The organism is Streptomyces sp. NBC_00996 (assembly GCF_045162675.1).
GTDB lineage: Bacteria > Actinomycetota > Actinomycetes > Streptomycetales > Streptomycetaceae > Streptomyces.
On record NZ_CP108723.1, the window covers coordinates 1,541,369 to 1,566,927 of the forward strand.

The 25,559-nt window shown below is 70.2% G+C and carries 23 protein-coding genes and 3 pseudogenes; 12 read left to right on the forward strand and 14 right to left on the reverse strand.

The features are described 5' to 3' along the window. Window positions 1-12 precede the first annotated feature (12 nt). The 3 genes from OG390_RS07455 (at window position 13) to OG390_RS07465 (ending at window position 3,710) form a co-directional block, all read left to right on the forward strand. Window positions 13-612 (forward strand): N-acetylmuramoyl-L-alanine amidase, encoded by a 600-nt coding sequence (locus tag OG390_RS07455; protein ID WP_406166032.1) that lies wholly within the window; start codon window positions 13-15, stop codon window positions 610-612. A gap of 143 nt (window positions 613-755) precedes the next feature. Beyond that, a complete protein-coding gene (locus OG390_RS07460) occupies window positions 756-2,057 on the forward strand; it encodes a GAF domain-containing protein (RefSeq protein ID WP_406166034.1) in 1,302 nt (433 codons plus the stop codon). Between the two features lie 129 nt (window positions 2,058-2,186). Beyond that, window positions 2,187-3,710, forward strand: coding sequence for an aldehyde dehydrogenase family protein (locus OG390_RS07465; protein WP_406166036.1), 1,524 nt, complete (start codon window positions 2,187-2,189; stop codon window positions 3,708-3,710). 274 nt (window positions 3,711-3,984) lie between these two features. Here OG390_RS07465 and OG390_RS07470 read toward each other — a convergent pair whose 3' ends face one another. The 3 genes and pseudogenes from OG390_RS07470 to OG390_RS07480 form a co-directional block, all read right to left on the reverse strand. After that, window positions 3,985-4,398 carry a cupin domain-containing protein gene (locus OG390_RS07470; protein WP_406166038.1) on the reverse strand — a complete coding sequence of 138 codons (414 nt, stop codon included), beginning with the start codon at window positions 4,396-4,398 and terminating at the stop codon, window positions 3,985-3,987. 39 nt (window positions 4,399-4,437) lie between these two features. Next, complete coding sequence (locus OG390_RS07475) at window positions 4,438-4,758, reverse strand: carboxymuconolactone decarboxylase family protein (protein ID WP_406166040.1); 321 nt, start codon at window positions 4,756-4,758, stop codon at window positions 4,438-4,440. 63 nt (window positions 4,759-4,821) lie between these two features. Beyond that, window positions 4,822-5,609, reverse strand: a pseudogene (locus tag OG390_RS07480) (SDR family oxidoreductase). Between OG390_RS07480 and OG390_RS07485 the strand changes: the two are divergent. Beyond that, a pseudogene (locus OG390_RS07485) lies at window positions 5,514-6,262 on the forward strand (helix-turn-helix transcriptional regulator). The pseudogenes OG390_RS07480 and OG390_RS07485 overlap by 96 nt on opposite strands. A 126-nt stretch (window positions 6,263-6,388) precedes the next feature. Here the strand turns inward: OG390_RS07485 and OG390_RS07490 are convergent. Both OG390_RS07490 and OG390_RS07495 read right to left on the reverse strand, forming a co-directional pair. Next, window positions 6,389-7,408 carry an aldo/keto reductase gene (locus OG390_RS07490; protein WP_406166042.1) on the reverse strand — a complete coding sequence of 340 codons (1,020 nt, stop codon included), beginning with the start codon at window positions 7,406-7,408 and terminating at the stop codon, window positions 6,389-6,391. Window positions 7,409-7,435: 27 nt separating this feature from the next. Further along, window positions 7,436-8,335 carry a helix-turn-helix transcriptional regulator gene (locus tag OG390_RS07495; protein WP_406166044.1) on the reverse strand — a complete coding sequence of 300 codons (900 nt, stop codon included), beginning with the start codon at window positions 8,333-8,335 and terminating at the stop codon, window positions 7,436-7,438. A 444-nt stretch (window positions 8,336-8,779) separates the two neighbouring features. Between OG390_RS07495 and OG390_RS07500 the strand changes: the two genes are divergently transcribed. The 6 genes and pseudogenes from OG390_RS07500 to OG390_RS07525 all read left to right on the forward strand — a co-directional run bounded on the left by OG390_RS07500 (window position 8,780) and on the right by OG390_RS07525 (window position 14,307). Next, a complete protein-coding gene (locus OG390_RS07500; protein WP_406166046.1) occupies window positions 8,780-9,718 on the forward strand; it encodes an MFS transporter in 939 nt (312 codons plus the stop codon). Further along, window positions 9,718-10,602, forward strand: coding sequence for an aldo/keto reductase (locus tag OG390_RS07505; RefSeq protein ID WP_406166048.1), 885 nt, complete (start codon window positions 9,718-9,720; stop codon window positions 10,600-10,602). Before OG390_RS07500 ends, OG390_RS07505 begins: the two co-directional genes overlap by 1 nt. A gap of 102 nt (window positions 10,603-10,704) precedes the next feature. Beyond that, window positions 10,705-10,869, forward strand: a pseudogene (locus tag OG390_RS07510) (IMP dehydrogenase); the annotation flags it as partial. Window positions 10,870-11,092: 223 nt separating this feature from the next. Next, window positions 11,093-11,770 carry an ATP-binding protein gene (locus OG390_RS07515; protein ID WP_406166050.1) on the forward strand — a complete coding sequence of 226 codons (678 nt, stop codon included), beginning with the start codon at window positions 11,093-11,095 and terminating at the stop codon, window positions 11,768-11,770. Next, a complete protein-coding gene (locus OG390_RS07520; protein ID WP_406166052.1) occupies window positions 11,770-13,101 on the forward strand; it encodes a PP2C family protein-serine/threonine phosphatase in 1,332 nt (443 codons plus the stop codon). The genes OG390_RS07515 and OG390_RS07520 overlap by 1 nt, the downstream gene beginning before the upstream one ends. Window positions 13,102-13,329: 228 nt before the next feature. After that, window positions 13,330-14,307 (forward strand): MASE1 domain-containing protein, encoded by a 978-nt coding sequence (locus OG390_RS07525; RefSeq protein ID WP_406166054.1) that lies wholly within the window; start codon window positions 13,330-13,332, stop codon window positions 14,305-14,307. Between the two features lie 939 nt (window positions 14,308-15,246). Here the strand turns inward: OG390_RS07525 and OG390_RS07530 are convergent. The 4 genes from OG390_RS07530 to OG390_RS07545 form a co-directional block, all read right to left on the reverse strand. Continuing rightward, complete coding sequence (locus tag OG390_RS07530; protein ID WP_406166056.1) at window positions 15,247-16,971, reverse strand: acyl-CoA dehydrogenase family protein; 1,725 nt, start codon at window positions 16,969-16,971, stop codon at window positions 15,247-15,249. Window positions 16,972-17,063: 92 nt separating this feature from the next. Continuing rightward, window positions 17,064-17,633, reverse strand: a complete 570-nt coding sequence (locus OG390_RS07535) for a PadR family transcriptional regulator (protein WP_406166058.1) — start codon at window positions 17,631-17,633, stop codon at window positions 17,064-17,066. Between the two features lie 95 nt (window positions 17,634-17,728). Then, entirely contained in the window at window positions 17,729-18,253 is a 525-nt protein-coding gene (locus tag OG390_RS07540; RefSeq protein ID WP_406166060.1) for a hypothetical protein, read from the reverse strand. Then, window positions 18,250-18,489 (reverse strand): hypothetical protein, encoded by a 240-nt coding sequence (locus OG390_RS07545; RefSeq protein WP_406166062.1) that lies wholly within the window; start codon window positions 18,487-18,489, stop codon window positions 18,250-18,252. The genes OG390_RS07540 and OG390_RS07545 overlap by 4 nt, the downstream gene beginning before the upstream one ends. A gap of 141 nt (window positions 18,490-18,630) precedes the next feature. Between OG390_RS07545 and OG390_RS07550 the strand changes: the two genes are divergently transcribed. Together OG390_RS07550 and OG390_RS07555 are read left to right on the forward strand one after the other, a co-directional pair. Next, entirely contained in the window at window positions 18,631-19,125 is a 495-nt protein-coding gene (locus OG390_RS07550; RefSeq protein WP_406166064.1) for a hypothetical protein, read from the forward strand. 384 nt (window positions 19,126-19,509) lie between these two features. Beyond that, window positions 19,510-20,196: a phosphatase PAP2 family protein gene (locus OG390_RS07555; protein WP_406166066.1), complete on the forward strand. Its 687-nt coding sequence runs from the start codon at window positions 19,510-19,512 to the stop codon at window positions 20,194-20,196. Between the two features lie 7 nt (window positions 20,197-20,203). Here the strand turns inward: OG390_RS07555 and OG390_RS07560 are convergent, their stop codons facing one another. From OG390_RS07560 to OG390_RS07580, 5 genes are read right to left on the reverse strand one after another with little or no spacing between them, the layout of a single operon-like run. Continuing rightward, a complete protein-coding gene (locus OG390_RS07560; protein WP_406166068.1) occupies window positions 20,204-21,538 on the reverse strand; it encodes a glutamate-1-semialdehyde 2,1-aminomutase in 1,335 nt (444 codons plus the stop codon). Between the two features lie 7 nt (window positions 21,539-21,545). Continuing rightward, window positions 21,546-22,097 (reverse strand): dTDP-4-dehydrorhamnose 3,5-epimerase, encoded by a 552-nt coding sequence (gene rfbC, locus OG390_RS07565; protein WP_406166070.1) that lies wholly within the window; start codon window positions 22,095-22,097, stop codon window positions 21,546-21,548. Further along, window positions 22,094-23,326 carry a polysaccharide pyruvyl transferase family protein gene (locus tag OG390_RS07570; protein ID WP_406166072.1) on the reverse strand — a complete coding sequence of 411 codons (1,233 nt, stop codon included), beginning with the start codon at window positions 23,324-23,326 and terminating at the stop codon, window positions 22,094-22,096. Before OG390_RS07570 ends, rfbC begins: the two co-directional genes overlap by 4 nt. Beyond that, window positions 23,323-24,270, reverse strand: a complete 948-nt coding sequence (locus OG390_RS07575) for a glycosyltransferase family 2 protein (RefSeq protein ID WP_406166074.1) — start codon at window positions 24,268-24,270, stop codon at window positions 23,323-23,325. Before OG390_RS07575 ends, OG390_RS07570 begins: the two co-directional genes overlap by 4 nt. Beyond that, window positions 24,267-25,556: a hypothetical protein gene (locus OG390_RS07580; RefSeq protein WP_406177551.1), complete on the reverse strand. Its 1,290-nt coding sequence runs from the start codon at window positions 25,554-25,556 to the stop codon at window positions 24,267-24,269. Before OG390_RS07580 ends, OG390_RS07575 begins: the two co-directional genes overlap by 4 nt. Between the last annotated feature and the right edge of the window lie 3 nt (window positions 25,557-25,559).

The window sequence follows — 25,559 nt, forward strand, 5'->3', positions numbered from 1 at the left end:
GGCAGACACTCCATGGAACGGGCCAGATCGTCCCCGAGCCGGCGGCGGTTGCTGAAAGGCGCAGCCCTCGCCGCCCTCCCCTACGCCTTACTTCCCGACACCCGGGCCAGTGCACAGTCTGCGGCGGTGGACTATCCGGGCGCCGAATGGGCACAGGCGAGCGCGTCCAACTACACGGCGTCCGACCGGCCGACGGCCTATCCGCTCGACTACGTGATCATTCATGTCACGCAGGCGACCTACTCCGACACCGTGTCCATCTTCCAGAACCCGCAGAAGAAGGTGTCCGCCCACTACCTCGTGCGATCGGCCGACGGACATGTCGCGCAGTGCGTCAGGGAGCACGACATCGCCTGGCACGCGGGGAACTGGGACTACAACACGCGCAGCGTCGGCATCGAGCACGAGGGCTGGGTGGACCGGCCCGCCTACTTCACCAACGCCCTGTACGAGGAGTCGGCCAAGCTCACCGCCGCGATCTGCACCACGTACGGCATCCCCAAGGACCGCGCCCATATCATCGGGCACTACGAGGTACCGGGCACCGACCACACCGATCCGGGGCCGAACTGGGACTGGACCCGCTACATAAGACTCGTCAACTTCGCCTGACCCAAGGGGTCGATGAGCCCTCGAGGGTGTCCGGAAGGCGACGGTGATGTGGGCGGCGGGTGCGGAGCACGGTCACACAGCTTGTCCGCGCCCGCACCGGAAGTGACGATGGTCCCAGCCGCATCGCCTTCCGGGAGGCCGAATTGACCGATCCATGGGTGGCCCTGGAACCAGGGTCCGATCCCGTCGAGCGGGTGCGGATCCTGCGTCGCGCCCACGAGGCGTTCACCGAGGCGGGCACGGTGCCGCGGCCGGTCCGCTCCGTGGTGGCCGACTCGTGGCGGCGTTCGGCGCGAGCCGGTGTCGTTCCGGACGGCACGGCGAGCGTGGAGCTCACGGACGGAGATCTCGGCTCGTACCGGGCGGAGCATCCGCTGGCCCGGGTGATGCCACTGTTCCGGGAACTCATGGGGACGTTCGCGGCGGACGGAGAGCACCTCCTGGCAGTGTGCGACGCGCAGGGTCGACTGCTGTGGGTCGAGGGCCATCCGGCGACACGGCGGCAGGCGGGGCGGATGAACTTCGTGCCGGGTGCGCGGTGGTCGGAGACGGCGGTCGGTACGAACGCGCCGGGTACGGCCGTTGCCGTCGACCGGCCGGTGCAGGTGTTCGCGGCGGAGCACTTCATCCGGCGCGTCCAGCCCTGGACGTGCGCGGCGGCACCCGTGCACGATCCGCGCACCGGGCGGGTGCTCGGCGCGGTGGACATCACCGGTGGGGACGGGCTCGCGCATCCGCACAGTCTCGGTTTCGTCCAGGCGGTGGCGCGCGCGGCGGAGTCCCAACTGGCGTTGCTCACACCACCGACGGCCATGGCCGACACCGTGGAACTGACCGCGCTGGGCCGCGACGAGGCGCAACTGCTCGCGGGAGGCCAAAAGATCCGGCTGAGCCGCAGGCACAGCGAGATCCTGGTGCTGCTGGCCCAGCACCCGGAAGGCCTGACGGGCGACGAGTTGTTGTGCGCGCTGTACGAGGACGAGTCGGTGACGCCGGTGACGCTGCGCGCGGAACTGGCACGGCTGCGCCGGGTCCTTGGTCCGGGCCTGCTGGGTTCGCGCCCCTATCGGCTGACGGCGCCGGTCGAGTCCGATGTCGCGGTGGTGGAGCGGCGGCTCGGTACCGGGGCGGTCACCGCGGCCGCGGGGGCGTACGCCGGGCCGGTGCTGCCGGGTTCGGGTGCCCCGGCGGTGGTGCGGCTGCGGCACAGGCTCGCCGACGGACTGCGTTCGGCGCTCATCGCCCGCCGCGATCCCGACCTGCTGGCCGACTGGGCCCGCGCACCGTGGGGCGAGGACGACCTCGACGTATGGCGGGCGTTGGCGGCGGTGCGGCCGACGGCGGCCGTGCGGGCGCGTCTGGAGGCGTTGGAGTCCGAGCTGTCGGCGCCTCCCGGTCTGCTGCATCGCGCACCGCGCGGGAGGGAGCGACCGGCGCGACCCTGACGGACGCCCGAAGCCCCCGTCCACGCGGGCGAAAGGGCGCCGCGCAACGTCCATGCAACGTCCGGGTTCCTAGCCTCGCGGCGAGAGCTGCCCAACGGCGGGCAGCGCTTCTCCGGGAGGCAGACCAGCATGACCCGTTACGCGGCGCCCGGCACCGAGGGCGCGATCGTCTCCTACCAGGCGCGCTATGACCACTTCATCGGCGGAGAGTACGTACCGCCGGCTCGCGGACAGTACTTCGAGAACCCGAGTCCGGTGAACGGGCAGCCGTTCACGGAGGTCGCGCGGGGCACCGCCGAGGACGTGGAGCGCGCGCTGGACGCGGCGCACGCGGCGGCGCCCGGCTGGGGGCGGACGTCCGTGACCGCTCGCGCCGACATCCTGCTCAAGATCGCCGATCGGATGGAGGCGAACCTGGAGAAGCTGGCCGTCGCCGAAAGCTGGGAGAACGGCAAGCCGGTGCGCGAGACCCTGGCGGCCGACATCCCGCTCGCGATCGACCACTTCCGCTACTTCGCGGGCGCGATCCGTGCCCAGGAGGGCTCGCTCGGCGAGGTCGACGAGGACACGGTCGCGTACCACTTCCACGAGCCGCTCGGTGTGGTCGCGCAGATCATTCCGTGGAACTTCCCCATCCTGATGGCGGTCTGGAAGCTCGCCCCGGCGCTGGCCGCGGGCAACGCGGTCGTCATCAAGCCCGCCGAGCAGACCCCGGCCTCGATCCACTACTGGATGAGCCTGATCGCGGATCTGCTGCCCCCGGGCGTGGTGAACATCGTCAACGGCTTCGGCGTGGAGGCGGGAAAGCCCCTCGCGTCGAGCCCCCGGGTGGCGAAGGTCGCGTTCACGGGCGAGACCACGACGGGGCGGCTGATCATGCAGTACGCCTCGGAGAACATCAAGCCGGTCACGCTGGAGCTCGGCGGCAAGTCTCCGAACATCTTCTTCGACGATGTGTGGGCGGCCGACGACGACTTCCGCGACAAGGCGCTGGAAGGCTTCACGATGTTCGCGCTGAACCAGGGCGAGGTGTGCACCTGCCCGTCCCGCGCGCTGATCCAGCGCGGCCACTACCGCGAATTCCTCGAAGCGGCGGTCGCCCGCACCGAACTCATCAAGCCCGGTCATCCCCTCGACACCGACACGATGATCGGCGCCCAGGCCTCCAACGACCAGCTGGAGAAGATTCTCTCCTACCTGGACATCGGTCGGCAGGAAGGTGCCAAGGTCCTCACCGGCGGTGAACGCATCGAGCACGATGGGGAGTTGAAGGGCGGTTACTACGTCCAGCCGACGATCTTCGAGGGCGACAACCGCATGCGGATCTTCCAGGAGGAGATCTTCGGCCCGGTCGTCTCGGTGACGTCGTTCGACGACTTCGACGACGCCATCAAGGTCGCGAACGACACGCTGTACGGGCTCGGGGCGGGCGTGTGGACGCGGGACATCAACACCGCCTACCGGGCGGGCCGCGCGATCCAGGCCGGCCGCGTCTGGACGAACTGCTACCACGCGTACCCGGCGCACGCCGCGTTCGGCGGATACAAGCAGTCCGGCATCGGCCGCGAAACCCACAAGATGATGCTGGAGCACTACCAGCAGACGAAGAACATTCTTTGTTCTTACAGCCCTCAGAAGCTTGGCTTCTTCTAGAGCCTGAAGTCGGTTGCCTGGAGGCATCGCTGCGCTCCAGGCAACCTGAAATAACGGCTACACTCTGTGGTCGATCGGAGTCTTCGCGCTACTGTCTGACATCCAAGGGAGTCTCTCCCGGACCAGTCGTGGACCAAACGGCGCCGAAGGGCATCACCCCACGAGCCGCCCGCTCATGAGCGCCGCGAGTCCATGAGAACGCCTCCTGGCACCGCATCAGATCGAATGCAGGGCGTGCGTCCCATCCCTCGCGCACCGACCGTCGCATTGGCTCTCAGCGGGTGACGGTGGCGAGCACTTCGGCGTACTGCTCGTCGGTCACCGGTTCCAGCCAGGTGGTGCCGTCGCCGTCGGCACCGCCCACGACCATGGCGATGTGCGCCATGAGGGTGGTGTCGGTGCCGCCGTGCCAGTGCTCCTCACCGGGCGGGCACTTGACCGTCTGGCCGGCGCTCACGCGTACGACGTCGCCGTCACGGGTGCCGACGAGGCCGACACCGTCGGTGATGTAGAGGGTCTGGCCGTTGGCGTGGGAGTGCCAGTTGGTGCGCGCACCGGGGGTGAAGCGGACCAGGGCGGTCGCCAGCCGGGCCGGCTCGGCGGGGGTCTCGATCATGTTGAGGTACACATCGCCGGTGAAGCGCTCGGCGGGGGCCTTGGCGGTCGGGGTCTGCGTGACGATTTCCACGGAAGCTGTTCCTTGCTGCGGGGCAGTGGTGTGCGGGTGTCAGGCGTCGCGCTCTTCGGTGAGCTTCTTGAGATGGTTGATCGCGGTCATGGCGTTGGGCCAGCCGGCGTAGAAGGCCAGGTGGGTGATGGCCTCGGAGAGCTCTTCGACGCTCAGGCCGTTCTCCAGCGCCACGCCCAGGTGATAGGGCAACTGCTCGCTGCGGTAGAGCGCGGCGAGGACACTGACGGTCACCAGGCTGCGGTCGCGCGGTGAGAGCCCGGGATGTTCCCATACGTCACCGAAGAGCACCTCGTTGGTGACCTCGACGAGCTTGGGTGCGATCGCCTCCAGCTCCTTGGGCGCGGACTGCTTGGGCATGTTGTCACTCCTTCTTGCGTAGCGGGTCGACCCCGCCGGGGGAGCCGCTCGCCGGCCCGATGGTCACTGGGCGACGTAGCCGCCGTCGACGGGCAGCGCGACGCCGACGACGAAGCCGGCGCCGGGGCTGCACAGCCACAGGACGGCTTGCGCGATCTCGTCGGCGGTGCCGAGACGGTTGATGGGCTGGTTCGCTTCGGCCTCGGCGCGGTCGAGTTCTCCCTTGGCGATCATGTCGCTCACCATGGGGGTGTCGATGGTGCCGGGGCAGATCGCGTTGATGCGGATGCCGCGCGGGGCGTATTCCAGGGCGGCGCTGCCGGTCAGAGACCGATGACGCCGTGCTTGCTGGCGTGGTACGAGGCGCGGCCGGGTATGCCGACCAGGCCGCCCAGGGAGGAGCAGTTGACGATCGCTCCGCTGCCCTGGGCGCGCATGTGACGCAGCTCGTGCTTCATGCTCGCCCAGATGCCGCGCAGGTTGACGGCGTGGACGCGGTCGAAGACCTCGGCCGCTTCCTCGGCGGCGTCGGCGGGCGGGATCTGGATGTCGGCGTTGTTGTAGGCCATGTCCAGCCGTCCGAAGGTCTCCACCGTGCGGTCGACGGCGGCGGCGACCTGGGACTCGTCGGTCACGTCGCAGGTGAGGGCAAGCGCCCTGTGGGCAAGATCACCCCCGAGCTGGCCGGACTGCCCTCCGGGACCCGGCGCCGCGTCCCCGGGTTGCGCCGCAGCGAGGTCGCGGCCCTCGCCGACATGAGCGTGGAGTACTACGCCAAGCTCGAACGCGGCAACCTCGCCGGTGCCTCCCCCGCCGTCCTCGAGTCCGTCGCCCGCGCCCTCCAGCTCGATGACGCCGAACGTGCCCACCTCCTCCATCTGGCCCAGGCCGCCGACGGCTCCGACACCCTCACCCGCCCACGACGCCGACGCCCCGCCCGGCAGTGGACCCCGCACAGCAGCCTGCAGTGGACGCTCGACGCGATCACCGCAGGCCCCGCCTTCGTCCGCAACGGCCGCATGGACATCCTCGGCGCCAACGCCCTCGCCCGCGCCTTCTACAGCGACGTCTACGCGAACCCCCACAACCAGGCGAACCTCGCCCGCTTCACCTTCCTGGACCCCGCGTCCCGCCGCTTCTACCCCGACTGGGGCTGGCCGCCGACGTCACCGTCGCGATCCTGCGCACCGAGGCCGGCCGCAACCCCCACGACAAGGAGCTGCACGACCTCGTCGGTGAACTCTCCACCCTCAGCGACGACTTCCGCACCCGCTGGGGTGCCCACAACGTCCGCCACCACGGCACCGGCACCAAGAACTTCCACCACGAGGCCGTCGGAGACATCACCCTCGCCTACGAGGGCCTGGAGATGGCGGCCGAACCCGGCCTCACCGTCACCATCTACACGGCCGAACCCGGCTCACCCTCCGAAGAGGGCCTGCGCCTGCTCGCCTCCTGGGCCGCGACACAGGAAGCCCTCGCCGGGCGGCCGCGAGAGAACTGACCTCCCTCCCCGCGGCGCACCCGCAGTCCCGGAAGGTGGCGACGCCTCTCCAGGGAGCCAGAGGTGGCAAGGAGGCAGAGGCCGTTCCGAAGGCGATCCGGCCCCGGGCCTCCGGGCCGGATCTTGTCAGCGTCGCCGCTGGTCGGCCCGCAGCTCGAAGTCGCCGTAGCTGTTGTCGACCGGGTTGACCGTGACCCCGGGGGCGACGATCTCGTCGATGGCGTCGAGCACGTCGGAAGACAGCGTGACGTCGGCGGCGGGCAGGAACGCCTCCAACTGCTCCATGGTGCGCGGTCCGATGATCGCCGAGGTGACGCCGGGGTGCTTGATGACGAAGGCGACGGCGAGCTCGATGAGCGTGAGGCCGGCCTTCTCCGCCAGGACGGCCAGCTGTTCGACGGCGTCGAGCTTGCGCTGGTTGGCGAGGGTGCTCATGTCGAAACGGGCCTGGGGGCGCGCCGCGGAGGCGGGGCCCTCAGTGGCCTTCCTGCGGTAGCGGCCGGAGAGCCAGCCGCCGGAGAGCGGGCTGTAGGTGAGGGTTCCCATACCGTGCCGGCGCACGGTGGGCAGGACGTCCTCCTCGATGCCGCGGACCAGGATCGAGTACGGCGGCTGCTCGGTCACGAACCGCTCCAGGTGGCGCTCCCGCGAGACCCACTGGGCCTCGACGATCTGGGAGCCGGAGTACGACGACGAGCCGATGTAGCGGACCTTGCCCTGGCGGACGAGGTCGGTGAGGGCGCCGAGGGTCTCGGCCACGTCCGTGTCGGGGCTGGGGCGGTGGACCTGGTACAGGTCGATGTGGTCGGTGCCGAGCCGCCGCAGCGAGTTCTCGACCTCGCGGATGATCCAGCGCCGCGAGCCGCCTCGCTGGTTGGGGTCGTCCTGGTCCATCGGCATGAAGAACTTGGTCGCCAGGAACACGTCCTCGCGGCGGTCCTTCAGGGCCTTGCCGACGATCTCCTCCGAGACGCCGGCGGAGTACACGTCCGCGGTGTCGACGAAGTTGATGCCTGAGTCGAGGGCGCGGTGGATGATCCGCACCGAGTCTGCTTCGTCCTCGTTGCCCCAGGGGCCGAACATCATCGCGCCCAGGCACAGCGGGCTGACCTGGACGCCGGTGCGGCCGAGCGGTCGGTACTGCATGGGGTGGTTCTCCTCGATCGATGGTGGTCAGTCGTTCCGGGAGGCCACGACGGTGCCGGTGCCCGCCCAGCTGGCGAGCAGGCCGAGAGCCTCCCGCTCCCGGGAGTCCGGTTCGGGCGTGTAGAAGTTGAGGCGGAGACCGGGGTCGGATGGCAGGTCCATCGCCTCGTAGGGCAGCGCGAGATCGCCGACCAGCGGATGATGAAGGTTCTTGACGCCGGAGCGGTGGAACTTCACGTCATGGCGTGCCCACCGGCGGGCGAAGTCACCGCTCTTCGTCGTGAGTTCGCCGATCAGATCGGTCAGCGCCTTGTCGTGCGGTGCCCGGCCCGTCTCGGTCCGCAGGAAGGCCACTGCGTCGTCGGCGCCCTTGTCCCAGTCGACCCAGAATTCCCTGCTCGCGGGGTCCAGGAACATGAAACGAGCACTGTTGACCGGCCCGCGCTGAGCGAACAGCGGCGAGTCGAAGACGGGTACGTACAGCGCGCGGCCCAGTCCGTTGGTGGCCAGGATGTCGAACCGTGCGTTGCGGACGTACGCCGGTACGTCGGTCATGGAGTCGAGCAGCCGCAGGATCGTCGGACGCACCCGGGAAGCGGTCGCCGCGGGCCGTCTGCCCGAGGGAGTGGCCGCGCGGGCCAGGTCGTAGAGGTGGGTGCGCTCGGCCTCGTCGAGTTGCAGAGCATGCGCGAGAGCTTCGAGGACCGAGTCGGAGGCTCCGCTGAGGTTTCCGCGCTCCAGCCGGACGTAGTAGTCCACGCTCATGCCCGCCAGCAGAGCGACCTCTTCACGGCGCAGGCCCGCGACACGGCGCTTCCCGCCGAAGGCCGGCAGCCCGGCCTGCTCCGGAGTGATCCGAGCGCGTCGGGTGCTCAGGAACTCACGGACCTCGGCGGCCAGATTCTTCTTCTTGTCACTCTCAGTCATGGTCAGACCTCGGGAGCTTGATGGGCGACGCGGCGGCGGGGCGTGTCCTCGGACCGGTCGGCGTCGAACGTGGGGTGGGTGAAGGCTTCGGCGCGGTCGGCGAAGGGCACGGGGGCCTCCTCTTGCTCGGGCGGTGTGGATCTGGCCTGCACCCTCACGGTAGGTGCGTCGGCGAGCGCCTGCGAGGTACTGCCATTACCTGGAAAAGGAGTGACTCCCACCCGCGCTTCCACCCGCGGTTCCCTGGAGAAGGCCAAGGAGTGCGAGTCCTTGATGGGCCCGATGAAACCGACCTGAAGGAACAGCGCAAGGCACTCAAGGTGCTGGTGCGGCTGTGAACAGGCAGTCCGTGATCAGCACGGTGGACGCCTCCGCGCGCCTCGGCGCCGCGTGGGCGATCACCGGAACCGACGGCAGGACGCTGACGACGGGGCTGGTGACGCGATGACCATCACCACACAGCGCACGGCGGCACCTGCGGCGGCGCGAGCCGGGACTCCGGTCCACGCGACGCTGGTGCTGGCCCTGCGGTTCCTGCGGTTCCTGCCAGAGACCGAACTCCGGCAAGGCCGCTTCGACATCGTCGGGGCAGTGCTGGCGACACCGGGTTCGACCGCACTGGTCCTCGGCATCGTGGACGCCGCCGACTTCGGCTGGACCGCTGTCTTGACCCTGGCACCGCTGGTGACCGGCGTGGTGCTGCTCGGGCTGTTCGTCCGGGTGGAGCGGCGGGCCGCGCAGCCGATCGTGCCCCTGCGGCTGTTCGCCAGCCGCGAGCGCTCCGGCGCCTACCTCACCCGGATGCTCTACATGGGCGCGATGATGGGGTTCTTCTTCACCGCGCAGTTCGTGCAGAGCGTCTACCACTGGACACCGCTGCAGGCCGGCCTCGCGTTCCTGCCGATGACGCTGGTCAACTTCGTCTTCGCTGTCCAGGTCCCGCGGCTGCTGGAACGGGCCGCCAGGCCGCTCGTGCTCCTGACCGGGGTTGTCCTGACCACGCTGGGCATGGCGTGGCTCAGCCGCCTCGGCCTGCACACCCCCTACCTGACGGGCGTGGCCCTGCCCATGGTGCTCATCGACGCCGGCCTGGGCCTGACGCTGGCCCCGCTGACCTCCAGCGGCGTCGACGGCGTCGCCCCCGAGGACGCGGGGGCCGGATCGGGCCTGGTCAACACCGTGCACCAGACCGGCAGCGCCCTGAGCCTGAGCATCCTGACCGCCGTCGCCGCCTCCGTCTCCACCGGGCACGCGGCCGCCGATATCGCGGCCCGCTCGGGAACGGCCCTGACCGGCTCCTCCGTCCTGCTCGCGGTGGCGGTCGTGACCGTCCTCGCCCTCATCGTGCCCGCACGGGTTACTCACTACGAAAGGTCCCTGTGATGCAGACCCTCACCCTCAACAACGGCGTCGAGATGCCCGCCCTCGGCCTCGGTGTCTTCCAGACCCCGCCCGACGAGACCCAGGCCGCTGTCAAGGCCGCGCTCGACCTCGGCTACCGGCACGTCGACACTGCCGCCGCCTATGGCAACGAACGTGAGGTCGGCCAGGCACTGCGCGACTCCGGTGTGCCGCGCGACGAGATCTTCATCGAGACGAAGATCTGGATCAGCGACTACGGCTACGACGAGACCCTGCACGGCTTCGAGAAGAGCGCCGCAAAGCTCGGCGTCGACCGGATCGACCTGTTGCTCCTGCACCAGGCCCTGCCGTCCGAGTTCGACAAGACCCTCGCCGCCTACCGCGCCCAGGAGAAGCTCCTGGCCGACGGTAAGGTCCGGGCGATCGGTGTCAGCAACTTCATGGTCGACCACCTGACCACGCTGCTTGACGCCACCTCCATCGTCCCGGCGGTCAACCAGCTGGAGATCCACCCTTACTTCCAGCAGCGCGCCGTGCTCGACTTCGACGACCAGCACAACATCCTCAGCCAGGCGTGGTCCCCCATCGGAGGGATCACCTTCTACCCGGGCTACGGCGAGGACCGCAGGAGCGTCCTTGCGGACCCGGCCGTCACCCGCATTGCCAAGGCGCACGGCAAGAGCCCCGCCCAGGTGCTGCTGCGCTGGGGGCTCCAGCAGGGCCGCTCGGTCATCCCCAAGTCCACCAAGCGCACCCGCATCGCCGAGAACATCGACGTCTTCGACTTCGAGCTCACAGCAGACGAACTCACCGCCCTCGACGCGTTGGAGACCGGCCGGCGCGGCGGCCCCGAACCCGAGAACGTCACCCTCGCCACCTACGGCCGCGCCATCCCCGAAGCCTGACCCGCTCCCCTCAGCACAACTCCGCTCGAAGGATTCACCGTGTCCACCACCGTCAAGGCGTTCGGCGCCCACGACGTGCGTCAGCCGCTCGTCCCCCTCACCATCTCCCCGGCCCGCGCCTACATCGAAGAGCTCATGCCGGACATCCTCGACGGCCGCCTCGACCCGGGCCGCCTCTTCGACCGAACCATCGGCCTCGACGAGGTCCCCGACGGCTACCGCGCCATGGCCGACCGCGAGGCCCTCAAGGTCCTCGTGCGCCTGTGACCGGACTCCACTGACGTGTGTGGCCAGAGCGTGGAGAACCACCACGCCCCGGCCACGCACGTCCGTGGGGCGTGAGGAATGGGAGCCCCTGTTCCGGCAACGAGATCTGGAGCCAGCTTGTATGACGGTGTGCGACATGCCGCTTTTGGCGTAATGGGCTGGTTGGACTGCTTGGCCGGGTCACCCTGTGCGAGTTGATCACGGTCGCGTCAGGAGACTGTGGGTGCACAGATCGCGTGAGTGGCTGTATGAGCGGTTCAGCCAGGACAAGCGGCAGAACCCGGAGATGCCGGTGCGGGCTTTGGCCCAGAAGTACCGGGTGTCGCGGAACACGGTGGCCAAGGCGCTCAGGCTGGAGGACTTCGAGTTCGAGAAGAACCCCGACGTTGCGCCCGCGCCCATCGGCGAGCCGAGGAACCCTGCCCGGATGCCCGAAGGCCGCCCTCTGGTTGTGATCGCTGACAGCGGCGCGGGCAAGAGCCACCTGCTGATCGGTACCGATACAGCCGTCGCCGAAGCGGGCCTGACTGCCCGTTACACCACGACCTCGGCCCCAGTGAACGAGCTCGCCGAGGGGAACGCTGCCAAGCGCCTGTCGGGTGTGATCGCCGGCTACAGCAAGGTCGACCTGTTGTGTCTGGACGAGTTCGGCTATCTGAACCTGGCCAAGCCAGGCGCCAAGTTGCTGTTCCAGATCTTCACCGAGCGGGAGGAACGCAAGGCCACCGCGGTGGCCCCGAACACCCCGCTCAGCGAGTGGGACAAGACCTTCACCGACCCCCGTCTGTGCGCGGCGATCGCCGACCGGCTCACCTTCAAAGGGCCCCTGATCCAGCCCGGCACGGCCTCCTACCGGCTGAAGGCGACTGAGAGCGAGTACCGGTCTGCCAGGCGGTCGTGATGGCCGGCGGCGAGGAGAGCGAGGGGGCGAAGCAGCCGCGCCGTCCTGACCTGATGGCGCGGCTGGACGCCGAGCTGGGCCGGATCGACGAGCAGCTGCGCGCCCTGGCCACCGCCAAGGACCGGGTTCAGAGTCTGTTGGATGCGGTGGTGGCCATCACCCGGGAGGTGGAGTTGCCCGGGGTGCTGCATCGCATCGTGACCACCGCCATGGACCTGGTCGGCGCCCGCTACGGGGCACTAGGAGTTCTGGACGAGTCCGGCGAGTATCTGAAGCAGTTCATCGCCGCCGGTCTGTCCGAGCAGGAACGCGCGGCCCTGGCCGAGGTGGGGTTTCCGCGCGGCCTGGGCGTGCTCGGACACATGATCTATCACCCCGAACCTCTGCGGTTGGACGACATCCCCTCCCACCGGGCCTCTGTCGGGTTCCCGCCCGGACACCCGCGCATGCGCACCCTGCTCGGCGTCGCCGTCAGTGTCCGCGGCGCGATCTACGGGGACCTCTACCTCTCCGGGCGACGCGACGGACAGCCCTTCGACGTGCACGACGAGAACATTGTCGTTGCCCTCGCCAGCGCCGCCGGTATCGCGATTGAAAACGTCCGTCTGCTCGAACAGGTGCGTGCCGGGTCCGAACAGTTCCAGCGGCTTTTGCTGCCGACGCTGCCCGACATGCGGCCCTTCGACGCCGCCGCCATCTACCGGCCCGCCGCCGAACCCCACCATGTCGGCGGCGACTGGTATGACGCCATCCTGCTGCCCGACGGCGCGGTGGCGGTTGTCATCGGCGACGTGGTCGGCCACGACCTTCACGCCGCCGCTGCCATGGCCTCCACCCGCAACATGCTGCGCGCATTGCTGTTCGCCATGTGTACTCCGCCCAGCGCGGTCCTCGCCCAGCTCGATCTGACCCTTGAGGCCATCACCGACAACCCCGTCACCACCACCAGCTTGGCGCGCATCGAACCCGCCGGGTCCGCCTGGAGGCTGCACTGGAGCACCGCGGGCCACGTCCCGCCTCTGCTGATCACCCCCGGCGGCCGGGCGGAATACCTGTTCGCCGAGCCCGGACTACCACTGAACGTCAACAGCGAGCAAGAGCGCCCCGACCACACTCACCCCCTGCCCCGGGAAGCCACCGTGGTCTTCTTCACCGACGGCCTCATCGAACACCCGGACCACCCCATCGACGAGAGCCTGAACGAACTCGCCGAACTCGCCACCACGCACGCCGCCCTGCCCCTGCAGGACTTCGTGCAGGCCCTCGCCGACCACCATCCCAGCGACGGGCACGACGACATGGCCATCCTCGCCCTGCGCACCCCGCACTGAAGCATCGGACAGCCCACGGCGACACGGCTGAAGAGGAACCGTCAGAGCGCGCCACCCCCCGAGCGGTCGCCCGAAGCAATCCCGGCAGAGCACATTTCGAAAGGTCACACAGATGAGCAGCGGTGTGGTGGATCCGGCGAGGTCAGCGGACGGGGAACGACCGGCCGAGGCCGACCGGAAGACTTCCCGATGACTCCCGTTCACTGTGACAGGCTCCGGCGCGGTGGCATGACGGCACTGCAGATCGGGGCCGTCGCCGCGCTGTATTACGCCTCGGGCAAGCTGGGACTGCTCCAGCAGCTCGTGCGCGGCCAGGTCACCCCGCTGTGGCCACCGACCGGCATCGCCCTGGCCGGCCTGCTCCTCCTCGGCCTGCGGATCTGGCCCGGCATCGCACTCGGCGCCTTCCTGATCAACATCTCACTCGGGCCATCGATCCCCGCCGTACTCGCGATCGCGACGGGCAACACACTCGCGCCCCTGTGCTCCTACGCGCTCCTTCGCCGCGCCGGGTTCCGCACCCGGATCAACCGCTTCCGGGACGCGCTCGCACTGGTCTTCCTCGGCGGGCTCACCGGCATGCTCATCAGCGCGACGGTGGGCAGCGGCACCCTGAGCCTCGCTCGTGTGCTGCCCGCCGGCGGGTTCTGGCCGACGTGGTGGGTGTGGTGGACCGGCGACGCGATGGGCGTTCTGGTGGTCACGCCGGTGCTGCTCGTCCTCCGCTCGGCACACTGGCCGAGGCACGCGCCACCCTCGCGGTGGGAAGAGGGAGCGCTGCTCGTCGTGGCCACCATCGGCGTCGGCTTCCTCGAAAATGCCCCCGCCCCGCTGACCTTCCTTGCCTTCCCACTTCTGGCTTGGGCCGCCTTCCGCTTCCAACTCGCCGCAGCCGCACCCTGCGCGCTGGCCGTATCCACCAGTGCGATCCTCGCCGCCACCCGCGGGACAGGCCCGTTCGCCGGTCACACCCTGATCACCAACATGATCGCGCTGCAGGCGTTCAACGGCGCCGCCGCGATGACCGCGCTGCTCCTCGCCGCAGTCATCACCGAACGAAACGAGACCCAGCAGAAAATCGAAGAAACCTGCAGACGGCTCGCCGAGATGGCGGCACGGATCGCACCGGATACCGGCGGCCCATCAACGCTTCCCGGCGACCGGGGCGACGAGGAGGAGAACGGCGGACCGGCTCGGCCGTCATGATCAATCGACAGCACCGCCGCAGACAGGCACAAGAAAGGGCGCCTGACCAGGACAGATGCCCAGCAGGCGCCCTTCCCCCCACAACATCTGGGGGACGAGATGAAATTCGCCCTTACTCCCGATTCATCCCACCCGTATCCCACCTCTGACCAGCTGTTCCGGGGCATTTCCGGGCCAAGTCCGGGCCAAGTCCGGGCTAACGCGCCCTCCGCCGCGTCCTCGTAGTCGTCCCACCGACTCATGGAGTCCTCAATCAGACGGTTCGCGAGATGACGTGCCTCAGCGAGGACTTTGACGTAGTAGCGGAAGAGCACCTGGATGCTGTGCGCTGCCCTGCGCGCGCATTCGGCCGGGTCGACTCCGGAGGCGAGCCGGAAGGAGATGCCCACGTGGCGGAGAATCGTAGGGGCGCTGTGCCAGTTCAAGGGCAAGCTCGTCGAGGGTGAGCGATGCCTCACGTGCCCGACTCCACGTCATGCCATACGCAGCAGCATCGATGTAGTTGCCGGCAGCGTTACGAAACATGAGCCCATCCGGTGCGACGCCGAAGTGCTCTATGTGTTCGCGCAGCATGCGGACCAGGACAGGTGGGATAGGAACCGGCCGTGTGGCCTGGGCCGCACGCCGCTTCCGGGAGTAGACCTCATGGACGGCACCGTCATCGGGCCATCCCTTGCCGGCCGTGACGACGCCGGCCGCAGGCCTGGACGAGGACCATCGCTTCTCCGGGCCGGATCGGGCACGATGATCGTCTCCACCCTCACCGGCTCGCCCTCGCCCGGTGCGATCAGTCGCGAACTTCCTGCGCCATGGGTCTCGAGCGGCTGTCGCACACCCGGCGACACCCGTCGCGGCACGTGCGGCGCACGGGGCTGAGCCATCAACACCGGTGGCCGGGCCCACGCGGCCCGGCCACCGGTGTTGATGCGCAGGGCGCGCCTACGGGGCCATCTCGTACGCGCCGGACAGCGCCTCGACCCGCTGCCAGACCCGCTCCGTGCGTGTCTCGTCGACGACCGGCCGCCGGATCGAACCCAGCGCCCACTCCTGCTGCTGTTCGGTCGCCGAGTCCTTGCCGTGCAGTTCGACGGCGTGCGCGGAGAAGTCCCGCACGAGGACGGCGAAGAGTTCGTCGAGCACGTCCTCGTCGAGGCCGGTCAGGGCGGCCTGCTCCAGGACGAGCTGTCCGTGCACGACGAGGGCGAAGAGCTGACCGACCGCGAGGACGAGGTCGAGGTCACGGCTCTGCTCCGTGTCGGGAGCGGCCGTGGCGACGAACTCGCAGAGTGCGTCGGCCTGTTCGCGCAGGCGGGTCACGTTGGGCAGGTGCGCGTACGCGTCGAAGGCGGGCCGCCAGTCGTGGAAGCGCACCGCGCCGAGGCCACGAGCCGGCCCCTGCCGGAAGAGGAAGTCGTCGTCTGCCGCGTCGAGGCGGGTCGGCACACCGGGATACTCGGCCGGGTCGAGGAGATGGCTGCGCAGGAACTTCAGGATCAGCGCCAGGTTGACGTGGACCGTGCCCTCGAGCTTCGGCAGGCCGCGGATCTCCACGGCCGCCTGGCTGAAGTAGTTGTCCTTCTCGAAGCCCTTGGCCGCGATGACGTCCCACATCAGGTCGATGACCTTCTCACCCTCCGTGGTCACCTTCATCTTCGTCATCGGGTTGAAGAGCAGGTAACGGCGGTCGTCCGGGCCGGCGGAGCGGAAGTAGTCGACAGCACGGTCGCTGAAGAACTTCATGCCGACGAGCCTGACGTACGCGTCGGTCAACTCGCGCCGCACGTGCGGGAAGCCGGTGACGGGACGGCCGTAGAGGATGCGGTTGTGGGCATGGGTGACGGCCTCGTACATCGCGTGCTCACAGATGCCGATGGAGGCGGTGCACAGGTTGAACTTGCCGACGTTGACGGTGTTGAGGGCGGCGTCGAAGGCGGCGCGGCCGGTGTGCAGGACGTCCCCGGCCGCTACGGGGTAGTCCTCCAGCCGGAACTCGCTGACGAACTTCGAGGAATCGACGACGTTCTTGACCAGGTGATAGGCCGGGTGACGGCTGTCGGCGGCGAAGAACACGTAGCCGTCGGGGCCCGCTACGTCGGTACGGCGGCCGAAGACGGAGACGAGTCCGGCGACGTTGCCGTTGCCGATGTAGTACTTGGAGCCGGTGGCACGGAAGCCACCGTGGCCGTCGGGCTCGAGCAGCATGTCGGTGGAGTAGATGTCGGCACCGTGGACCTTCTCGGACAAACCGAATGCGAACACCTCTCCCTGGGTGAGGAGTTCAGCGGCGCGGGCGCGGGCGGCGGCGTTGTCGCTCTGCCAGACCGGGCCGAGGCCGAGGATCGTGACCTGCCAGGCGTACCAGTAGTCGAGGCCGTAAAAGCCCAGGATCTCATTGAGCGCGGCGATCCGGCCGGTGTCCCACCGCTTGTCCGGTTCCCCCTCCCCCGCGGCGGACGACGGCGTCAGGAAGGTGGCGAACAGGTTCTCTTTCGCTGCGAAGGCGAGGAAGTCGCCGAGCCAGGCGCGGGTCCGGTAGTCCTCGATCAGCCGCGCCTTCCCACGTTCCTCGAACCAGTCGACGGTGGCACGCAGCAAGCGGCGCGTCTCGGGGTCGAAATGCGCGGGGTCGTAGGTGCGCGGGTTGAACAGCAGCTGGTTGGCCATGGGATGACGCCTTTCGGCTGGTGGACGGGCGGGAAAGGGGCGTCGGACGACTGGACTGGCCGGATCGGGGGGATCGGGAGGATCGGCGGCGATCAGCAGCCCGGACCGAACCGGGCCAGCGTGGCGAGCACGTCGTCCAGCCAGTCGATCATCATCCGCTCGTACGCGATGCCGCCGCGCAGGACGACGTGCTGGAGCTCTCGCTCCGCGTCGAGCGGCGCACCAGGACCGGCCGTGCTTGCTTCGGGCGTGAAGTCGCGCGCCTCTCCTGCGAGATAGTGCGCCAACCGGTCCCGGTGCGCCTGGTGGTGCCGCTCCACCTCGCGGATCAGGGCGGCCGGGTCGTCGAACGCGGCGCCGCGGATCTTCACGGCCAGGTCGTGGCGGACGCTCTCCGGTTCGATCGGATCCTGCAACCAGGAGGACAGCGCGGCCCGGCCGAGGTCGGCGACGGAGTACTCCTTCTTGTCCGGCCGGCCCTGCTGCGGGACGTCCCGGACGTCGACCCAACCGTCGTTCTCCATGCGCTTGAGCACGCGATAGATCTGCTGGTGGGTCGCGGTCCAGAAGTAGCCGATCGACCGCTCGAAGCGCCGGGCCAGCTCATAGCCGGATCCTGGCTTCTCCAGAAGCGACACCAGGATCGCGTGTTCGAGTGCCATGCCTCCGATCCTTCTATGCAACTCGTTGCATAGCAAGCCTCGCCCGCTCCGATGCGACGCGGCTCACCCCGAGACCATTCCCAAGGGCAGACGCCTCAAGGACAGACGTAGGCGAAGCTCGCCTTCGCCTCCATCGGGGCCGGCTGGTGCGCGATCCTCAGGCGGGCGGTCCCCCGGAAGCGGCCCGGACCGCGGGCCGTCCAGCGCAGGTGCACCCTGACCCGGCGCTCACCGCGGTGGGCGGTGCGGACCAGCTCGCCCGAGTCCTGACCGTCCGCGCGCAGCCACCGGTAGGTGACGGGACCGCCGTGCCCGGCGGTGGTGACGACACCGATCAGGTCGGCCGTCTGACCGCAGTGCAACGGCCCGGCGGGGGCCTGGACCCGGACGGATACGACCTCGGGAGCGGGGGCCGGGCGCAGCAGCAGCCAGAGCAGGACGGCGGCGATCGCGACGACGGCGGTGGTGACGATCCAGCCTCGTCGTCCGCGTCGCGAGCGGGGGGAGGCGGGAATCGCTGCCTCGGTCCGCCATCGGGCACGCAGGACGTCCTGCTCCTCCACCGGGATCCCGGGCCCGAACCGGAGCAGGATCCCGCCGGAGTCCTCCCCGACCGTCACCGGAGGCGAGGTGACACGGTTGCGCTTGCCGAGGACGGTCGCCTGAGTGTCCAGGGCGGTGGGACGGCGAACGCGGCCAGCGCGGACTCGATGCGGGGCAGGCCGAGTTCGCCGTAGCGGTCGGCGTAGGCGAACAGCAGGTCCCGTACGGTGTTCTCGCCGTCGACGGCGTGCCACAGGAAGACCTGGCGCTCGTCCAGTTCCAGATAGCGGCCGGTTCGGGTGCTGCTGAGCACCCAGGGGGGTGCGCCACGTTCGGTGGGGATCTGCTTGAGGGCCCAGCCGGAACGGCGGCGGGGGCACGCGGTGAGCGGGCCGCCCTCACCACCGCCGCCGCCTTCGCCGCCTTCGCCGCCGTCACGGTCATAGATACCGCCGTGGCCGAAGTGACCGGCGTCCCCGCCGCCCTCCCCGCCTGCACCGCCGAAGCCGCCATGACCCCCGAGGTCGCCGAACCCACCGGAGCCGACACCGCCGTCACCGAAACCACTGTCACCGAAGCCGCCGGTGCCAAGACCGCCATCGCCGAACCCGCCGCCGGTACCGCCGAACCCGCCCTCGGAACCGCCACCGAACCCGCCGAAGTCCCCCTCGGCGCCACCGAACCCGCCGTCGCCCCCGGTGCCGAAGTCGCCGAAGCCCCCCTCGGCGCCACCGCCGACGTGCTCCCCGAACCCGCCGAGGTCCGAACCCGGGCCCTCGCTTCCATACTCGCCGAACCCTCCGAAGTCACCGAAGTTCCCCATCTGGTCCGGCTCGCCGGCCACTTCGGCCGGCGACCGGTCCAGCGGGGGACCGCCGAGCAGGCTGTGGGTGCCGGTGGCGGCCGTGTCCAGGCCGCCGGCGCCCTCCTGGCCCTCGGCGGGACCTGACAGGTCGTAGCCCGCTCCCGCGGAGTAGTACAGGCCAAGGACGCGTGTCCGCGGGGCCGTTATGATCGCTGGAGGGGGAGTCGGACACGACGGGGGGCTGTGGTTGGATCGCCTGGCAGGAGCGGACCTGGAAGTCGGCTCAGCCCAGTTCGCGCTTGACGGGTTCATCATCTTGCTCGGTCCAGCCGCGCAGCCCGTACAGGCTGACGATCCCGGCCGTGTCGGCGGGCGGCACCCTTGGCACGGGCCCAGGCGTTCCCGGACCCTTCCGGGCACCGGGGTCGTCCTGAAACAACAGCCCGCCGTCGTGGGACGCGGTCGCCAGCTCCGCCTCGGTCAGTGTCAGAAGGTCACCACCGCAGGTCGACCGGACGCGGTGGGCGGGTGACCGGCCGGTCGGCGCCCGCGGTGCTGCCCCGGTCGCTGCGCGCGTGGCTCGGGCCGATCGCGGTCCTCGCCGCGCTGGTGGTCGGCGTGATCGGGGTCCTGTACGCCGGCCACGGCGAGCCCGGCAGGGTGGACAGGTGGATCATCCAGCCGACGGCGGACAGTGTGCGGCCGCCGTGGCGGCGCGTCGCTCTGGCCTTGGACTTCTTGGGGGAGCCCGCCGGATCGGCGATGCTGATCGTGGCCATCGTGACGGGCTGCCTGCTGCTTCGGCGTCCTCGCGCGGCGGTGCTCTTCGTTGCCGGCGCCGCCATGGCCGTGGGGACGGCGACGCTGCTCAAGCACCTGGTAGGACGCACCATCCACGGCGACGGCAACCTGTCCTATCCGAGCGGGCACACCGCCTTCGCCACCGCGCTCGCCCTCGTGGTGGCGCTGCTCGCGACCGGCCGGCTCGGCCTCGGCAGGACGGCCGGCACGTTACTCGTGCTCGCCGCGGCGCTGGTTGCCGGCGCCGCCATGGGCTGGGCGCAGGTCGCCCTGGGCGCGCACTATCCGACCGACGTCCTCGGCGGCTGGTGCACCGCGCTGGCCGTGATACCGGCGACCGCGTGGCTGGTCGATCGGATGGCTGACCGGCTGCTCGATCGGATGGCCGACGCCGGTCGGCGGGAGCGTCGCTGACGTCACGTCACGCCAAGCGGCGGAACACGGGCTTCACCGGTCGTCCGGCCAGCCAGGGGGTGGGGTCAGCGGCGTCCAGTGCCTTCCGGTACACCGCACATGCCTGGGCCACCACGTCGACGGTGTGATCGATGTCGGCGTCGCTGAGCGCGCTGCTCACCACGAACGACGGGGCCAGCACCCCGCCCGCGAGGAGCCGTCGCAGGAACAGGGTGCGGTACTCCTGCGACGGCTGCCCGTTCTCGTCGAGGGTGGCGAAGACCAGGTTACTGGCCCGGCCCCGGACGACGATGTGCTCTCCGACGCCCATGCCGGCCGCGGCGTCGCGGACACCGGCGGCCAACCGCTCGCCGAGGGCGTGCAGCCGCGCGGTGACGCCCTCTTCGGCGTAGATGGTCTGCACGGCCATCGCGGCGGCCAGCGAGTGCGTTTCCGCACCGTGTGTGGTGGACAGCAGGAACACCCGGTCGTCGGAGTGACGCAGCCCGCCCCGCTCCATCAGATCGCGGCGCCCGGCCAGCGCGGAGACGGCGAATCCGTTGCCCAGCGCCTTGCCGAACGTGGAGAGGTCGGGGACGACGCCGTACAGGCCCTGAGCACCCGCCTCGGACCAGCGGAAGCCGGTGATCATCTCATCGAAGATCAGTACGCAGCCGTGTCGGTCGGCCAGCTCGCGCAGGCCGGCGAGGTACCCGGGCGGCGGCTCGGCGTGAGTGGCGGGTTCGAGGATCAGGCAGGCGACCTCGTCCTGGTACCGGGTGAGCAGCTCCTCCGTGGCGGCCAGGTCCCCGTAAGGGAACGCCACGGTGAGCTCGTTGGTCGCCGCCGGAATCCCGGCGGACATGGGCGTGGTGCCGATGAACCAGTCGTCGACGGAGAAGAACGGATGGTCGGCGCAGAGGGCCACCCGCGGGCGCCCGGTGGCGGCGCGGGCGAGGCGCACCGCGGCGGTGGTGGCGTCGGAGCCGTTCTTCGCGAACTTCACCATCTCGGCGGTGGGCACCGTGGCCAGGAAGCGTTCCGCGGCTTCGACCTCCACGATGGACGGCCGGACGAAGTTGCTGCCGCGGTCGAGTTCCCGCCGCACCGCCTCGAGCACGCGTGGGTGGGCGTGGCCGAGGCTGACCGATCGCAGGCCGGACCCGTACTCGATGTAGCGGTTGCCGTCGACGTCCCACACGTGGGCGCCGCGACCGTGGCTGATGACCGGGGCCAGGTTCTCGGGGTACTGGTCGTCGCCCTTGGCGTAGGTGTGCGCGCCCCCGGGGATCAGGGCGTGCAGCCGCTCGTTCGCCATCCGCGACCGGGGCAGAACGAGCTCTGCGGTGTCTTCGGCGTCCACGCCGACCTCAACTTTCTTTGTGCTTCAGGACCTCGGCGAGGCTCGGCGCCTCCCGGTCCCGCTGGGACATCGATGTGGCCGGCAGCGGCCAGGGAATGGCGAGCTCCGGGTCGTCGAAGGCGATCGTCACGTCCTCGGCCGGATCGTGCGGGCGGTCGATCCGGTACGAGGTGTCGGCGGTTTCGGTCAGCGCCTGGAAGCCGTGCGCGCACCCCGCCGGGATGTACAGGGTCGTCTGCGTCTCGCCGGACAGTTCGAAGAAGGCCCGGTTGCGGTAGGTCGGCGAGTCCGGCCGCAGGTCCACGACGACGTCGAAGATCCTCCCGTACGAGCACCGCACCAGCTTGGCCTCGCCGGCGCCGGAGCGCAGGTGCAGGCCGCGCAGCACGCCCCGGACCGAGCGGGACACGCTGTCCTGAACGAATGCGTGCGGGTCGAGGCCCACCGAGCGGATCACATCGGTGTCGAAGGTGCGGCAGAAGAAGCCGCGTTCGTCGGCGTACGGCGTCGGCTCGAACAGGTATGCGCCGGCGATCTCCGGGACTTCGGTCGCTTTCATGGAGCCTTCCGCGGGGCGTGGGCGTGGTCGTTCGCCGGGAACAGGGTCGTGGTCAAAGCGGTGAACTGCTGGGCGAGTTGCTGTGCGGCGACCCGGTTCCGCTCGGTGAGGGTCTGCCGTAGCTCCACCGCGTGCTTCTCCAGGTCCCGGAACTGTTCGAGCAACCGGTCGGCGTCGACCTCGCGTGCCGGGTGACAGTACGCGCCGAGACCCATCCGGTCCATGAGCGCGTCGCTCTTCGCCGCATAGCAGAGGGCGAGCACGGGCGTTCCGGTCTTCAGCGCGCAGATCAGGTTGTGGTAGCGGACGGCCACCACGGTGTCGGCGGACGCCATCTCGTTCATCAGGTCGGCCAGTGAGGCCGGTTCGGCCGCGGTGACCAGCGGTGAGCCGACCGCGTCGAGGATCGCGGCGACCACCGACAAGTCGCACTGGTCGCCGGTGAGCAGCCGGACCGGCCTGCCCTCCTCGACGAGCGTGCGGACGAACCGGATCGTCCCGTCGAGGTAGCGCCGGTATATCTCCTCGGCCCGGGCGCGGTCGTCGTTGCCGCCATGGAAGTCCATGACACCGAGGCAGACGGGCCCCGGCGAGCCCGTGGGCGTGCTCACCCGCGGTGTCGGCAAGGAGAACGCGAGGTCGGGGTAGACCCCGTCGCGCGCGGTGTCCACGCCCATGGCCCGCATCGCGTCGCGGGACTGGGCGTCCCGGTACGACCGGTACGCGGCCAGCCGTGCCGACCAGCCCACCAGGGCCCGGGTCGGGCGGTTGCGGATCTCGGCGGCGCCGACGCTGACCAGCGCGACCCGGGTGCCCAGCAGCCGGCCACTCGCGCAGAGCAGGAACAGCGAGTACGGGAAACCCCACGGCCGCAGCGGCAGCGTGGCCTCCAGGACGCCCATGCCGGGCACGATCACCACGTCGTGCCGGCGCACCCAGGCGGCGGTGCGGAAGACGTCGACGAGTTTACCGAGTCCCTTGGACGCGATCGCGCCCGCACGGGACGCGGTCCGGTACTCCGCGCGGTTCCAGTGCAGCCGCGTCGCGGGGATCCCGAACTTCGCCGTCACCGCCTCGGGTCCGCCGCACAGCGCGTCCACGACCGCGTCCGGGTGATCGGCGCGGAGGTATCCGAGCACGGCTTCCAGCGATCCGTCGTTGCCGAGGTTGCCGGAGCCGAGCAGGCCGAACACCCCGACGCGCACCGGAGTTTCATCCGCGGACGTCATGCCCGCCTCCCTTCACGGCCGGCGACGAGGGCGTCGACGGAGACGGTCAGCTTGGCCGGGTCGACCGGCGCGCGGTCCTCGACCCGCTCGCCGGCGCCCGGCCGGACCCGGCTGGTCATCCATGCGGCCAGGTGGCGGTAGCACGCGCGCCGGTCGGCCGCGGGCAACGGGGCCCGCCGGACCGCCGAGGCGAAGCCCCAGATGTACTCGGTGAGCAGCCGGGGCGTCGGGTGCAGCAGGCCCGCCCGGCGCGGGTCCAGGTTGACGCAGCGGGAGCGCTTGCTCGGGTTCGCCCGCTCGGCGCGGGTGGGGTGGTCGCGGCGGAAGTACAGGAGTTCCGGCACCTGGTGGAAGCGCCCGTGCAGGGCGATCTCGGCGACGAACGTGCGGTCCGCGTGGTGGTAGCTGTCCATCGGCTTCACCCGGCGCAGCGCGTCGGCCCGGATCACCCCGTAGAAGTCGTCACCGCCGGGCTCGAACAGCATGCTGCGGAAGCGCTCCGGCGGGTGCGGTGAGTCGGTGGCGAGCGTGTACTCGTACGGGACCTTCACCTGGCCGTCGCCGTCGATGACCGCCTGGTCGGCGTGCGCGAGGATCACGTCCGGCCGCTCGTCCAGCGCCTGGACGCAGCTCCGCAGCAGATCGCGGGCGTAAAGGTCGTCGTGCGAGGCCCACTTGAACAGCTCGCTGCGGCACTCGGCGAACACACGGTTGTGGTTCGGCGTGGCGCCGATGTTCCGGGGCAGGCGGAGGTATCGGATGCGCGCGTCCTGCGCAGCGTACTTGCGGCAGATGTCCTCGGTCCCGTCGGTCGAGGCGTTGTCGGAGATGACCAGCTCGAAGTCCTCGTAGGTCTGGCCGAGCAGGGCGTCGAGCGATTCCGCCAGGTATTCCTCGCCGTTGTACACGGGCAGGCCGATGGTCAGCCTGGGTTGGGCGGTCATGAGGTCCTCACTTCGGGGATGGGGTTGTGGCGGTGCTCGCGCAGGGCGGATCGCAGTTGCAGCCACCACACGGCCGAGCCGCTGACGGTCGCGGTGGCGACGCCCCAGGCCGAGCCGACCGTGCCGGCGACGGCCGCGCCGCCGAGCCCGCCGCTGACGTAGCAGGCGGAGGCGAACAGCTGGGAGCGCAGGCTGCGCCGGGCGGCGCCGAGCGCGCGCAGCCCGGCCGCCGCGCCGGTGCCGAGGCCGGCGCCCGCGACGCCGAGGGTGACCGGCGCGATGAGCTGTGCGGCGGAGTGCCAGACATCGCCGAGCGCGAACTCGCCGAGCCGGTCCGGCATCAGCAGCAGCGCCCCGCCCCAGAGCAGCGCGCCGACGGCCTGCCCGCCGCCAAGGAGGAGGCAGAACTTCCCCAGCTGCTGCGGGGCTCGTCGCAGCACCCGTGCCGCCTCCGGGACGGTGACCAGCGAAAGGCCCATCAGTACGGCGAGGAACGGGCCGAGCAGGAGCTCGGCGCCCCGCACCGCACCCACCGCGCCGAGCCCGACGATCGCGCCGAGCCCGTACGCCCGCAGCTGGCTCGCGCCGCTGAGGCAGGTGTTCTCAACCAGGTACCGGTAGCCGAGATCGCGCTGCTCGCGAAGCCAGCCGCGGGCCTCGGTCACCCGGGGCCGGATGCCGGACTGGATGTAGCCGTACCCCGCCGCCACCGTGGCGGACGCGCCCCAGGCGAGCACGAAAGCGGCCACGCTGCCCACGCGGGCCGCCACGACCATGGCCGGGACAAGCGCGACGCCCCACACGACGTCGTTGACGAACGCCTTCCGCCCGGCGCCGGCGGCGAAGAACGAGAACCGCCAGGCGTCCTGCAGCAGCAGCCCCGGCAGCATGACGCCGAGGCAGACGAACGCGGGCCCCACGCGGCCGCCGAGGGCCGGCCCGGCCACCAGACACGCCGCGCCGATGGCTGCACCCACGCCGAGTGCGGTACCCGACGACCGGGCCACCGCCCCGCGCCAGGACGCGTCCGACACACCGCTGAAGCGCACCACGAGCGGATCGGTGGCCAGCCCGCGGGAGACGTTGAGCACAACGCCGTAGGTCACCCAGGCCAGGCTGAACACGCCGAACGCGGTCACTCCCAGCGAGCGGGCCACGTAAATGCCCACCGCGAAGTTGGACATGCTGGAGGCCGCCTGGTCGGCCAGTCCCCAGGACAGCCGGCCGACGAGCGCCCGCTTGGCGGATCCGGCCGGTGCGGTCGTTTTCTCCCCCTCGATGGGCATCGG